The sequence below is a fragment of the Mucilaginibacter sp. P25 genome, from assembly GCF_050859465.1.
In the GTDB taxonomy this organism is placed as follows: domain Bacteria; phylum Bacteroidota; class Bacteroidia; order Sphingobacteriales; family Sphingobacteriaceae; genus Mucilaginibacter; species Mucilaginibacter gossypii.
This window is the reverse complement of the sequence record NZ_CP193937.1, coordinates 5,905,427-5,918,000: the sequence shown is the minus strand read 5'-3', so window position 1 is coordinate 5,918,000 and position 12,574 is coordinate 5,905,427. Positions and strand designations below refer to the sequence as shown.

The following is a 12,574-nucleotide window of genomic DNA, read 5'->3' as shown; positions in this document are numbered from 1 at the left end:
GAGTTAGTGATTTTTTTATTTAAAGTTTTGAAGCGCTTCGAGTAAAATAGTGTTCTCATCTGGTGTGCCTACAGTGATGCGCAGACAGCCCTCGCAAAGCTCAACTTTTGAACGGTTGCGCACTATAATGCCCTGTTTTACCAGGTAGTCGTAAATACCGTTAGCATTGGTGGTTTTTACAAGGATAAAGTTGGCATCTGAAGGGTAAATATCTACCACAAACTCAAAATCTTTCAGTTGTAAAACCAACCTGTCGCGTTGTGTAAGGGTTTCTTTAATCCATTCATTAACCTGACCAACGTTTGCCAGGGCAGCCAATGCCAGCTGTTGTGAGGACTCGTTAACGTTATAAGGCGGCTTTACTTTGTTCATCACCTCAATGATTTCCTCGCTGGCGAAAGCCATACCAACACGTAAACCGGCCAGGCCCCAGGCTTTGGAAAGGGTTTGCATTACCACAAGGTTGGCACATTCGGTCAATTCCTGTATAAATGACTTTTGACGGCTGAAGTTGATGTAAGCCTCATCAACCACTACAATTCCGCTGAAGTTGGCCAGCAGGGTTTGAATATCATCGCGGTTGATAGAATTGCCAGTCGGGTTGTTGGGCGAGCAGATAAAGATGAGCTTGGTGTTTTTGTCGATAGCTTCGGCAATTCCCTCTAAATTTAGCTGATAATCTTCCGTAAGGTTTACTTTGCGGGCCTGGATATCGTTGATATTGGCCGATACCTCGTACATGCCATAAGTAGGCGGCACCAATATCACATTGTCAACACCTGGGTTACAAAAGCTGCGGAACAGGATATCGATAGCTTCATCACTGCCGTTGCCTACAAAAATATTGCGCGGCGGTACGCCTTTAATTTCGGTAATGCGTTTTTTAAATTGTACTGTAAAGGATCAGGGTAGCGGTTAAACTGCTGATCTAAAGGAGAGCCAAAAGCATTTTCGTTGGCATCCAGGAAAACGCTTGCTTCACCCTGGTATTCATCGCGTGCCGATGAATAGGGTACAAGACGTTTTATATTTTCTCTGAGTATATTATTTATGTCGAACATTTTAATTGTAAGGCTTAAAATCCTTTGTGAATTTTCTTAATTTTTTATTCTCTCCGTCAAAATAGATGGTGTCATTTTTTAAATATGGCGCTGAAAAATAGTTGGCATCATCTGTTTCGATATAATCATCAACCAAATAATAATTCGTGGTTTTCTTGGTAACCGGATCATATTTAGCAGCCGATATACTGTTATTACCTGTTGTATCTATTTTTTTATTTGCCAGAAATAAATGTTGCCGTTTATTACAGATGGTGAAGAAAAATAGTCATTAAAGTCAGTTATAAACGCTGACAGATTTTGTTTTTTACCATTTACGACCATTATATAACTGCCCAAAGACCCACTGATTGATTTTTGAGATTTCTGTGTTTTCGAAGTATCATCTTCTCCCGACCCTGTACCTGTTATTGTTAGATACAAATAGTTATCGTTGCCAATTTTCTCAATTCCGTAATATTTGTCAATAGTATCGGCAAGCTTTCCGTTTCTTGTTACAACGGCATAGCTGCCTCCCATAACAGTTGCATCAAAAATACCTGTGTCAATTACAATGTAGTCTTTATTAAGCTGATAAGGCTTAAACGAGGTAGTGGTATCTCGTTTAACTGTATCAGATATTAATTGTTTATGATTACCGTTGTGACAAGCAGTGAGTGCAAACAAACTCAAAAGGTATGCAAGCTTTTTCATGATCAACTATTGTTTCTGACACTCACAGCATTCCTGTGTGCATGTAAACCCTCCAATTCGGCCAAAACTTCAACTGTTGGACCGATGTTTTGGATCCCTTCGCGAGTGATATGCTGAAACGTGATCTTTTTCACAAACGAATCAACTGACACACCCGAATAAGCCCTTGCATAACTGCTGGTTGGCAGGGTATGGTTGGTTCCTGATGCATAGTCACCTGCGCTTTCTGGTGTTAAGTTTCCTAAAAATACTGAACCCGCATTGATGATGTCTCCGGTGATCTGTTCCCAACTGTCGGTTGCCAGGATCAGGTGCTCAGGAGCATATTGATTGCTGAAACTCATTGCTTCGTTCAGGTTATCAGTGATCACCACATATGAATTATCGATGGCCATTTTGGCTATCTCCCCACGGGGCAATACAGGCAGTTGTTTTTCAACTTCGGCAATGGCTTTTTCGGCAACATCAACGGAGGTACAAACCAATACAGCCTGGCTGTCGATGCCATGCTCGGCCTGGGCCAGCAGATCGGCTGCAATGTATGCCGGAATAGCCGTTTCATCTGCAATAACCAATACTTCCGACGGGCCCGCAGGCATATCAATTGCCGTTGTGGTGGTTGACTGGATAATGGTTTTAGCTTTGGTTACAAACTGGTTGCCGGGCCCGAAGATCTTATCTACCTTAGGGATGCTTGCAGTTCCGTAAGCCATTGCCGCCACAGCCTGCGAACCACCTGCCAGGTAGATCTTATCGATCCCCAGCATCAGCGCTACATAAGCTATAAAGGCATTTACCCTACCGTTTTTTTGCGGGGGTGAGCAAACTACTATTTCATGGCAACCGGCAATACATGCCGGGATTCCCAGCATCAAAAACGTACTTGGCAATACAGCAGAGCCACCGGGGATATACAAGCCTACTTTTTCAATCGGCCTTAATTCGCGCCAGCAGGTTACGCCGGGCATGGTTTCAACTTTGTCCTCGGTTTTTAGCTGCGTTTGGTGAAACTTGTAAATGTTGTTATACGCTGTTTCCAACGCTGCTTTCTGATCGGCAGATATGGCTTTGGCAATTTCTTCCAGTTCGGCTCTATCGAGGTAAAGCTTGTTCAGCTCCACCTTGTCAAACTTTAAAGCATAATCAAGCAGGGCCTTGTCGCCATGCTGCTGCACGTTGGCAATCACATCTTCAACAATAGTCCTGATCTCATTGGCCGGGTCAACATTACGCTGAACCAGCTTCTGGATATCGGATGCAGTAAGTTCTGAATAATTGTATGTCTTCATTCCAGTTTGCAGTTATCAGTTTGCAGTTTGCAGTTTGCAACAATCAGCAATTTACCATAGTGCAAACTGCCAACAGCCACTGCCAACTACTATAAAATGATCTTCTCAATAGGCATTACTACAATGCCTTGCGCGCCGGCCTGTTTAAGCTGGCTTATACGGTTCCAAAAATCACGTTCGGGAATTACGGTGTGTACTGCTACCCAGCCATCTTCGGCCAATGGTACTACCGACGGGCTTTTTACGCCCGGCAATAAAGCAATAACGGCATCGAGGTTTTTTTCTCAACGTTAAGTACCACGTATTTAGTTTCTTTAGCGCGTAAAACTGATTGAATACGCTGGATCAGTTCCTGCACAAGGTCGCTTTCGGCAATGGCCTTGCTGCCTATCAGTACCGCTTCAGATGACATTACATCGGCAAAAGGTTTCAGTCCGTTGCTTTTAAGGGTACCGCCTGTTGATACCAAATCGCAAATGGCGTCGCTAAGACCTAAGCCTGGTGATATTTCAACCGAACCGGAAATGGTGCGGATATCTGAAGTAATATTTTGTTGTTTTAAAAACTTGCCTAAAATGGCAGGGTAGGTGGTAGCAATTGCTTTGCCGTGTAAATCGGCCAGTGAGTTGATATCGCTGTTGTTGGGCACTGCTATCTTGAGCGAGCATTTACCAAAACCAAGGCGCTGCAGATAGCTTACTTCAACTTCGGTTTCCTGGATCACATTTTCGCCTACGATACCTAAATCGGCAATACCATCCTGCACATATTCAGGGATATCATCATCACGGAGGAAAAGGATCTCTAAAGGGAAATTGGATACCGGAGAGATAAGCGAGCTTTTGTAGTTTTCAAAGTTTAAGCCGCAATTTTTTAATAATTCAACAGATTTTTCGTTGAGCCTACCCGATTTTTGGATAGCTATTTTAAGTGTTTTCAAAAGATTGAATTTAAGAGACTATGATAAAAAAGAATATAAACGGAGGTTGTTATTTCGCGTAGAAACATACATATTAGCTGATCACCACATGGTGGTGATGCAGATGAAGATGATGTAGTGCGATACCGTTCATTTTTTATATAGTAAAACTATAGATTAGCGGTGCAAATATAGACAGATGTTTTTTAAATCAAAATTTAATGTAAAAAAGTATACGGGTGCGTGAAATTTTCAAGAAGTTTTATGTCCGATTGAACGAGCTTTTAGAATTTAATTTTGTTAACCTTTGCCGTTGTTGGTGACAACAGCAACCGCAGATTGCAATGAGAGGGGGTTAACAGGGTTAAGATAAATTTGAATATTCGAAATTAAGTTACTAGCTGTCAATTACTTGATTTAGATAGGGGGTTACGGCAAAAGATTTGTTAAAATATTAAACTTGTGGTCAGCTTGTCATCACTTTTGCCGTTGTTGGTGTTGTCACCTACAACTTTTACGCTATGCATAGCGGCCTTATAGGTTCATAAAAAGATACGGGAACAAGTTGTTGGTGACAACACCAACAATGGCGGGAGCGTGTCATCACCAATAACGGTGGGAATGGAATTCATGGTAATCCTAAAATCCTATAAATCATGGTTCAGACTTATATTCATAAATCGCCCCTTCTTCGCCAAAATCCTTGATCTTTTTAAGGTTTTTAACTTTTTGAATATCCTTCAGGTTGATCAGTTCAGGGTTCTCCAATACATTAAACCAAATAAGATAATAATGTTTCACCTTATAAAACTTATCGATATCCTTAGTAAAGAAACGGTGCGGCACCAGGTATGATGACATGCCCGAGAAAAAGTAAACGGCTTCATGCGCGTCGGTATAGATTTTGACGCCGGGTTTAAACAGGCTGTGGTCTGTACCCCTTAAATAGGCTGCAAATTCCGAATCTATCCAGCTTTCGTCGGTATAGCCGGGGTTACCGTATTCGTCGGCTACCTGGTCGTTGTACCGGGCTTTATCTATCAAAAATTCGCTGGTGATAAAACCCAGCATCAGCATAATCATTACAGCACCGATAATGCGCCGGGTAGTGGTATTGTTTATTTTTTTCAGCAGGAGCAAAGCCCAACTGGTATATCCCCATAAAGCCGAAATGTACAATGGCGATAACAGGCGGTGATTGATCCGTTCATACCTTGAGAAAGTAGATGAGAGCACAATAAAAGCCCCGTAAACCAATGCGAAAGTAATGGCCAAATTTTCAAAGCTATCCAGCTTGCGGCGATAATAATTAAATGCCAGGGCAGCGATAAAGCCCAGGAAAATAATAATAGCTATAGGTGTAGCAGCCCAGTATTGATTGGGAGTGAGACCCATCCAGTCGCACATTACGGTGCCGAAGTAATACAGGTTTTTGCTAAACGGAGTGATAGATGGCTCCCGCGGACCGGTTGTTGTACCTGTCACAAAAGCATTGAATACGAGGTTACTTACCAATAGCGAGATACAAATTAGCCCGTAAACAATGATATGGGTAATCTTCTTTTTAAGGGGCAATACCCTGTCCAATAGCAAAAGTAAACCGCCTGTACCTACAATGGTAACTGCCGCATACCTGGTTATGCAACTTATTGCTGCTATAACGGCTGCCACTATAAGTGCTTTAAGCGTGTGTTTTAAAAGGTATTCGCGGAAAGCAACCAAAAAAAACAGGATCTCAAGAATGAACAAGGTCTCCGACCATAAGTATGAATATACCTGTAACAACGGTGGACTGAGGATAATTGCCGCCAGCATCAGCCATTTATAAATTCTTGAGGCAGGTACAAAGTGTTCCATGATCCAGCCGCTGGTGAAAATGAGTGTGGCGAACATGATGCCATTCAACATTGCGCCAAACTTAACAGGATCTATCTGGGTGATAACTGAAATTATACCAAGATAAATAGGATAGAAAACCGGAAAGTCAACAATAGGTACATGGTTAAACGTTAGCAGGGTACCGTGGTCTTTAAAGCTCCTGGCCGCGCTGGTATACATGATACTATCCGGAGAAACTCCTACACCGCTATACCTGAAAAACAAGCTTAATATAAACCAGCCGATTAAGGCGGCTATTACAGCATCAAGGTTTTTTAAGTAGCGGCTTTTTTGCATAGGATAATATAAATATTTGTAAAAAGCGGGAGAGAAGAAAATGTTTTAGGGAAAGGGCTTTATTTTTATGTCATTGCGAGGAGGAACGACAGAGCAATCTCGTAGCCAAGCAGATCGGAAATGCATTGGCTACGAGATTGCCGCGCTACGCTCGCAATGACATATGTTTTTGCTTTTACAGTATCAGATCCAGCACCGTACTGATCGGCTGGTCGCTGTCAATCAGGATGCCTTTTACCCCGGCAGCAGTTCCCGCTTCAACATCGCGTTCACGGTCGCCTATAAAGTAAGATTTTGACGGATCAATGTTATATTTAGCTATGCCTTGCAGCAGGAGCCCCGGTTTTGGTTTGCGGCAATCGCAGTCGCCGGTAAAGTTGGGGTGATGCGGGCAGTAAAAAAGTCGGTAAGTTCAACGCCGTGTTCATGATAAACCTGTTTCAGGTGAGCGTGCATTTTTGCCAGTTCCTCTTCGGTATACCAGCCTTTGGCCAAACCACCCTGGTTGGTAGCAACAAGCAGCATATAGCCGCGATCCTGCAGGGTTTTAAGGGCATCAAAGTTATCAAGTACATGGAAATCCTCAAAACGGCGAACGTAATCACCCATTTCCTGGTTTAACACACCATCACGATCTAAAAAAACAGCTTTAATTTTATCAGGCATCTATTTTAATTTTTTGGCGAAGGTACGTTTTTTAGTCCATAGTCGATGGTCTATAGACCATGGTTTATAGTTCATAGATCATGGTTGGTGGTTTAAGGAGCATGGGTAGTTTGCTTCGATTACTTAAATTGAAAACGGAGTTTGCGTTGGTTAATAGCGGATACCGGCTATGTTTCTGACCTGGATTAAACGGATTTTAGGATTTGCTCTTAATTCAGATATCATTAGCGATTGTATATGCAAAGAAACTAATCTCTAACCTCCAGCCACTAATCTCTGATCACAACCATTGATCTCAAAAAATAAAAACAGATATTTACGTAATATCGTTAACCATACTACATCTAAATAAAAATCAGGCCGGTTAAATTGCTGGCTAACAAACTTAAACTAAAAATGGATACATCACTTATTACTACCAGTACAGCCTTAGATGGCTACAGGGTTACCAGGCATTTAGGCGTTGTACGCGGCATTACGGTGCGCAGCCGCAGCGCCTTGGGCAATATTGCCGGCGGTTTTCAATCGCTGTTTGGCGGCAGGCTTTCAATTTATGTTGAACTGTGCGAAAACGCACGCGAAGAGGCTTACCAGCTTTTAATTCAGCACGCGCAGGCTATTGGTGCCAATGCCATTATTAACATGCGTTATGATGCCAACGAAGTAATGCAGGGCGTTACAGAAGTGCTTGCTTACGGTACCGCTGTCGTGGTTGAAAAGGTTTAATAAAAAAGGAAAAACCACCCTGGTATGATTTTAGGGTGGTTTTTCTGTTTTATAGAGTACTGCTTTACTTTATTTAAAATATGAAAGTGGGATGGTTTTCCACATGCCGTGGGCAAGGTGGCCTATCAACAGCTCATATATCAGGTAAACAGGCCAAAATATGTAATGGATAATAAGTAAAATAACACTGTGATTGTAATACCAGCTTATCATTAAACTATATAATCCTAAAACAAGATATAGTATACTGGTTTCGCGCTTTTCCATTTTCTTGACCTTTTATTTTTTAGCTAATTTATAAATTGCGTTTAAATTAACGGCAATTTTTCATGCTGTAAATTATTGTATAATCAGCTGTGCTGTTGGTTTGTTGCTTGCCGGTTTTGGGATCGTACCTGTAAGGCTTTTGGGCAAGCTGGTTACCCCTTAGCTGAAACTCTACGCTCAGCGTATCCGTGCGGCCTTCCTGCCCGTAAGTCCATAAGGCTTTAATAACATTGCCGTTTAAATTGCCCATCAGGCTGCCTTTGCGGGCATCTTTTTCTTTGGGCAGCCAGTCCATATCGCCGGTAACTTTATTGCCGTTAATATGCAGGTTAACTTTTGTAGTATCCTGGCTGGCGGTACCTTCAGTAGTATAAAAGCAATACTCCATATTTACAGCCGGCGCGTCGGGTGCATTAGCCATGGCAGTGTCTTCCTTTTTTATTGCCGTGTCGGCATCATTTGTTGAATGATTGCCCGAGCAAGAGGCAACCGTTATTGTGATAAGGGAAACAAAGCCTAATTGAAATTTCATAACTGTGGTTAATTTTTTTGTTATGACAATTAAAATACTAAAAGGTTCAATCACTCCGGGCTACCGCCACGAAATAGTTACAATGTAACGACTATATACTATTACGGGCCGGCAAGTTTAAGGGGTTGCATAATCCGATTAATTGTGATAGTAAAAAGCCTTGTGCTGTTTAATTAACTGTCACAATGACTATATTTAGCCAGTAAACCAACCCAAAAAACCTCATGAAACGCAGAAACTTTGTTCAAAGCTCGGTACTGGCCGGGGCTTCACTTTTTACCACAGGTGTTTTAAAAGCCTCCGCGCTTACCGGTTGCGCTCAACCTACAGGAGAAGTAGCTGCTGTAGTCGGCGATAAACCTTTTAATCTTAACTATGGTATTCATGACGGCATGTTTAAAAGCCATGCAGGCGATGATTTTATCGACCAGATAAAATTTGCTTACGATAAAGGTTTCCGCGCTATTGAGGATAACGGCATGAGCGTCCGACCGGTTGAGCAGCAAAAAAGATAGGTGATACGCTGGCGAAGCTGGGCATGGCAATGGGCGTTTTTGTGCAGCCAGGCTTGGGCAACGATAGTAACATGCTGGCAACAGGCAATGCCGACCAGGTTGAAAAGTTCATCGCCTCCTGTAAGCAGGCGGTTGAGGTAGCCAAACGCATAGGCAGCAAACTGGTTACTGTAGTCCCCGGCGATTTTGCGCGGAAACTCCCTATCGGCGTGCAAACAGGCAATGTTATTGAAGCCGTAAAAAAGGGAGCTGCTATACTGGAGCCGCACGGCGTTATTATGGTTTTGGAGCCGCTAAGTGATAATCCAGATCTGTTCCTGCGTACACCCGACCAGGCTTATGCCATCTGTAAGGCTGTGGGAAGTCCGTCATGTAAGATCCTGTATGATATGTATCACGTTCAACGTAACCAGGGTAATATTATCCCGACACTTGATTTGGTTTACGATGAGATAGGCTATTACCAGATAGGAGATAACCCCGGCCGTAAAGAACCGGGAACCGGCGAGGTTAATTATAAAAACATATTCAAACACATTTATAATAAAGGCTATAAAGGCGTAATGGGTATGGAGCATGGCACAGCCGGAACAGGAAAAGAAGGTGAGCTTGCATTAATTAAAGCGTATCGCGAAGCGGACAGTTTTATTTAAAATGCCGCTATTGCAGCCGGTTATTAACATTATTTATGCTTAGTCCCAACTTTAATCCGTTTCCTGTTTTGGTAACTGAGCGCCTTATATTAAGGCGTTTTACCCGTGATGACGCTGCCGATTTGTTTGAAATGAGATCGAACGAAACCGTGATGCAGTACATTCATCGGCCAATCAACAAAACCATTGATGATGCCATTTCGCTGATAGACGTGATAGAAGACCTGCTTGGCAAAAACGATGGTATTACCTGGTGTATCTGCCTGAAAAACAATAATAAATATATTGGGAGCATAGGTTTTTGGCGGATAGAGAAAGACAGTCACCGTGCCGAGATCGGGTACCTTTTAAACCCGGTATACCAGGGGCAGGGGCTCATGCAGGAGGCAATAACCGCCGCTATCGACTATGGTTTTAATGTGATGAAACTGCATTCTATAGGAGCTTATGTAAGTCCGGCGAATTTCGCATCAATTAAATTATTGCTCAAAAACAATTTTGTGCAGGAGGCTTATTTTAAGGAAGATCATTTGTATAACGGTCGTTTTGAGGATACGATGGTTTATTCGTTATTAACACAAACTTAAATCTGTTAACAAATTATTTATCCCAGCTATTTTTAATTAAAAAAAATGATGCATGTTTACGCATAGAAACCAATTATACCTGTGCTGAAAACAATTCAGTTTAAATGGGGTTAACATTAAAAAACAAAAGAAACTTATCATGGCAACAGAAAAAGGAAGTGGCATCACCGCTTATTCAGTGAAAACAAAAACTAAAAATGTACCGATGATCAATCCCGTTATCGACGTAAAATCGGGCAGGTACATTGCAACAGGAACTGACAGTGAAGGTAACAAAATGGCTGCCATCATGGGCAAAGCAACTGCCGAAGAGCATATCAAAAATGGTAATGCTAAAAAAGGCTCTGGCTGGTAAATAAAACTAAACATAAAAATGCCCTGTATTTGTTGAAAATGCAGGGCGCTTTTGTTTAGTAACCATTTGAAACTTTCTATTTATCCGAAGGATTCTTCTTTTTATTCTGCAGCATTTCCACCATTTTAGTTAAGCGGTCCTGGCGGGTTTTTTCCTGTTTGGCTGTAAGGATCCAAAGTACATACTCCTTTTTATGGCTGTAAGCCAGCGATTGAAAGTAGTCAAGCGTTGCCGGATGTTGCTCCAATGTTTCTTTTAAGTAATCAGGGAGGGTTACTATTTTATTATCCACGTCAATATAATCGCCGTACTCATTATTTCGTACAGCCTCATTTCGTCCTTCAGAAACTTTTACAGATTCAACCGGCCGAAAGCGTAATGCAGTCCATACTTCGTTAACAGCAGCTGATGCTACAGGCCGTAAGCCGTACAGAGCCGGGGCGTCCCAACTGCTCATCATTTCCAGATCTGTTTGGATACTTGAACTTTTCTTAGGGTAGATAATCCAGAAAACAGTATCGTCTTTAAGTAAGGGGGTGATTACCTTAAGTTCGGATGTCAGTTCTGTACTGTTGGTCACAAATAGCTGGATACCGTTAAATTCGCCTTCGGTGTTAAATACAAGGCTGGCATTATCCGGCAGGGGAGACAAGCTATCCTGGTAACCTGCGGGCGCATTTTGCAACAACCAGCGTGAATTTGGTTTGATCAGCAGTTTTTTAGCAAGGGCATTCATTGTAAACGTTTTATAATGGATAAAGCTAATGTAAGCAATAAATTAAAATTGAATGACAAGCCCAAACCCTGCTGCATGGTATTTTTAATAGCTTTGCCTTGATGGAACATGTACTTGATAACCCGGCCTGGAACGCCCTTAGCACCGGTAATAAAGCTTTTGCGGGCGGTAATAATATAGTTAAATATTTCCCGAAGAAGGTTTCGCCTTTTGTTGCTATTCCTGAAATATCTGCTGAAAATTTTAACCTGCTTTACGATATAATTCCTTTTGAGAGCCATTTTATCTTTATTGCCCCGCACGATATTGTGATCCCGGAGCAGTGGAAAATAGTACATTACCTGAAATGCCTGCAGATGGTTTTTGAGGGAGAAGTACCTGCTAATTTTGCTGATGAAGATTTGCTACCGCTTACAGCTCAACATGTGCCCCAGATGCTTGAACTTACCCAATTGACCAATCCTGGTCCCTTTATAGAGCGAACTATTGAGTTTGGACATTATCACGGCATATTTGATGGCGATAAGTTGGTTGCTATGGCCGGTCAGCGTTTAAACCCTGCACCTTATGCCGAGATTAGCGCTGTTTGTACACATCCCGATTATCTGGGGCGTGGTTATGCCGGAAAGTTGTTGTTAAATCAAGCTAAACGCATTAAAACTGCTTCTGAAATTCCATTTCTACATGTGAAAAGTGAAAATGAAAGGGCTATTAAAGTGTATGAAAAGCTCGGTTTTGTAACGAGGAAGGAAATGTCGTTTTATGTGCTGAGGAAGTAACCCCCTCTAAATCTCCCCCGAGGGGGAGACTTTAAGAAGCATTTTTAAGCCCTCTCCTTTGGAGAGGGTTTGGGTGAGGTTCTATATCGCCATTTTGGCAAAAAAATCCCAGAGCACTATCCCTGCCGATACTACAATATTAAACGAATGCTTGGTGCCAAACTGGGGGATTTCGATACAGGCGTCAATCGCTTGCATTACTTCGTCGCTTACGCCGTTTACCTCGTTGCCAAAAATCAGGGCATATTTGCCATCTTCGGCAGGTTTAAACTCGTGAAGCATGGTGCTGTTTTCGGCTTGTTCAATGGCTATGATTTGGTAGCCATCGTTACGTAATTGTTCAACAGCCTGCAAAGGAGTTTCGTAATAAGTCCAGTTTACTGATTGGGTTGCGCCAAGGGCTGTTTTTTCAATTTCGCGGTGAGGGGGCTGGGCTGTAATACCACAAAGGCAGATTTGTTCAACTGCAAAACCATCGGAGGTGCGGAAAATAGAGCCGATGTTGTGCATACTCCGCACATTATCCAGCACTACTGCTACCGGCAATTTATCCTGTGCTTTAAATTCATCAACCGTAGCCCGGTTCAGCTCGTCCAATTTTAATTTGCGCATACTCTTTAG

The 12,574-nt window shown here is 42.3% G+C and carries 14 protein-coding genes and 3 pseudogenes; 6 read left to right on the top strand and 11 right to left on the bottom strand.

The window, feature by feature from the left end; translation table 11 throughout:
* Nucleotides 1-15: 15 nt before the first annotated feature.
* From hisC to ACRQ5D_RS29780, 7 genes and pseudogenes are all read right to left on the bottom strand, one after another.
* Nucleotides 16-1,061 (bottom strand): annotated as a pseudogene (gene hisC, locus ACRQ5D_RS29810) (histidinol-phosphate transaminase).
* Between the two features lie 207 nt (nt 1,062-1,268).
* Complete coding sequence (locus ACRQ5D_RS29805; RefSeq protein WP_431198623.1) at nt 1,269-1,754, bottom strand: hypothetical protein; 486 nt, start codon at nt 1,752-1,754, stop codon at nt 1,269-1,271.
* A gap of 2 nt (nt 1,755-1,756) precedes the next feature.
* Entirely contained in the window at nt 1,757-3,043 is a 1,287-nt protein-coding gene (gene hisD / locus ACRQ5D_RS29800) for a histidinol dehydrogenase (protein ID WP_090526582.1), read from the bottom strand.
* Nucleotides 3,044-3,132: 89 nt separating this feature from the next.
* Nucleotides 3,133-3,983: pseudogene (gene hisG, locus ACRQ5D_RS29795) on the bottom strand (ATP phosphoribosyltransferase).
* A gap of 633 nt (nt 3,984-4,616) precedes the next feature.
* A complete protein-coding gene (locus ACRQ5D_RS29790) occupies nt 4,617-6,137 on the bottom strand; it encodes a hypothetical protein (protein ID WP_091162335.1) in 1,521 nt (506 codons plus the stop codon).
* A gap of 175 nt (nt 6,138-6,312) precedes the next feature.
* Nucleotides 6,313-6,477, bottom strand: a pseudogene (locus tag ACRQ5D_RS29785) (HAD hydrolase-like protein); the annotation flags it as partial.
* Nucleotides 6,456-6,746: a hypothetical protein gene (locus tag ACRQ5D_RS29780; RefSeq protein ID WP_431200896.1), complete on the bottom strand. Its 291-nt coding sequence runs from the start codon at nt 6,744-6,746 to the stop codon at nt 6,456-6,458. The gene ACRQ5D_RS29780 and the pseudogene ACRQ5D_RS29785, both read right to left, overlap by 22 nt.
* Before the next feature lie 453 nt (nt 6,747-7,199).
* On the opposite strand from ACRQ5D_RS29780, the gene ACRQ5D_RS29775 reads away from it, so the two are divergent.
* Nucleotides 7,200-7,529: a YbjQ family protein gene (locus ACRQ5D_RS29775; protein WP_090526590.1), complete on the top strand. Its 330-nt coding sequence runs from the start codon at nt 7,200-7,202 to the stop codon at nt 7,527-7,529.
* 69 nt (nt 7,530-7,598) lie between these two features.
* On the opposite strand, the gene ACRQ5D_RS29770 is transcribed toward ACRQ5D_RS29775, so the two are convergent.
* Both ACRQ5D_RS29770 and ACRQ5D_RS29765 read right to left on the bottom strand, forming a co-directional pair.
* The gene (locus ACRQ5D_RS29770) at nt 7,599-7,796 is read right to left on the bottom strand and encodes a hypothetical protein (RefSeq protein WP_090526592.1); all 198 of its coding nucleotides are present in this window, start codon (nt 7,794-7,796) and stop codon (nt 7,599-7,601) included.
* A 46-nt stretch (nt 7,797-7,842) separates the two neighbouring features.
* A complete protein-coding gene (locus ACRQ5D_RS29765) occupies nt 7,843-8,328 on the bottom strand; it encodes a hypothetical protein (protein ID WP_091162338.1) in 486 nt (161 codons plus the stop codon).
* A 224-nt stretch (nt 8,329-8,552) separates the two neighbouring features.
* Here ACRQ5D_RS29765 and ACRQ5D_RS29760 point away from each other — a divergent pair, with 224 nt between their 5' ends.
* The 4 genes from ACRQ5D_RS29760 (at nt 8,553) to ACRQ5D_RS29745 (ending at nt 10,438) form a co-directional block, all read left to right on the top strand.
* Nucleotides 8,553-8,843, top strand: coding sequence for a hypothetical protein (locus tag ACRQ5D_RS29760; protein WP_432327536.1), 291 nt, complete (start codon nt 8,553-8,555; stop codon nt 8,841-8,843).
* Between the two features lie 29 nt (nt 8,844-8,872).
* Complete coding sequence (locus tag ACRQ5D_RS29755; protein ID WP_432327534.1) at nt 8,873-9,496, top strand: hydroxypyruvate isomerase family protein; 624 nt, start codon at nt 8,873-8,875, stop codon at nt 9,494-9,496.
* Nucleotides 9,497-9,531: 35 nt separating this feature from the next.
* Nucleotides 9,532-10,083 carry a GNAT family N-acetyltransferase gene (locus ACRQ5D_RS29750; RefSeq protein WP_091162342.1) on the top strand — a complete coding sequence of 184 codons (552 nt, stop codon included), beginning with the start codon at nt 9,532-9,534 and terminating at the stop codon, nt 10,081-10,083.
* A 139-nt stretch (nt 10,084-10,222) separates the two neighbouring features.
* Nucleotides 10,223-10,438 (top strand): hypothetical protein, encoded by a 216-nt coding sequence (locus ACRQ5D_RS29745; RefSeq protein WP_090526601.1) that lies wholly within the window; start codon nt 10,223-10,225, stop codon nt 10,436-10,438.
* A gap of 76 nt (nt 10,439-10,514) precedes the next feature.
* Here ACRQ5D_RS29745 and ACRQ5D_RS29740 read toward each other — a convergent pair whose 3' ends face one another.
* A complete protein-coding gene (locus ACRQ5D_RS29740; RefSeq protein ID WP_091162345.1) occupies nt 10,515-11,174 on the bottom strand; it encodes a YdeI/OmpD-associated family protein in 660 nt (219 codons plus the stop codon).
* Nucleotides 11,175-11,275: 101 nt separating this feature from the next.
* Between ACRQ5D_RS29740 and ACRQ5D_RS29735 the strand changes: the two genes are divergently transcribed.
* The gene (locus ACRQ5D_RS29735; protein ID WP_091162347.1) at nt 11,276-11,953 is read left to right on the top strand and encodes a GNAT family N-acetyltransferase; all 678 of its coding nucleotides are present in this window, start codon (nt 11,276-11,278) and stop codon (nt 11,951-11,953) included.
* Nucleotides 11,954-12,034: 81 nt separating this feature from the next.
* Here the strand turns inward: ACRQ5D_RS29735 and ACRQ5D_RS29730 are convergent, their stop codons facing one another.
* Nucleotides 12,035-12,565: an RNA methyltransferase gene (locus ACRQ5D_RS29730; protein ID WP_091162906.1), complete on the bottom strand. Its 531-nt coding sequence runs from the start codon at nt 12,563-12,565 to the stop codon at nt 12,035-12,037.
* Nucleotides 12,566-12,574 lie beyond the last annotated feature (9 nt).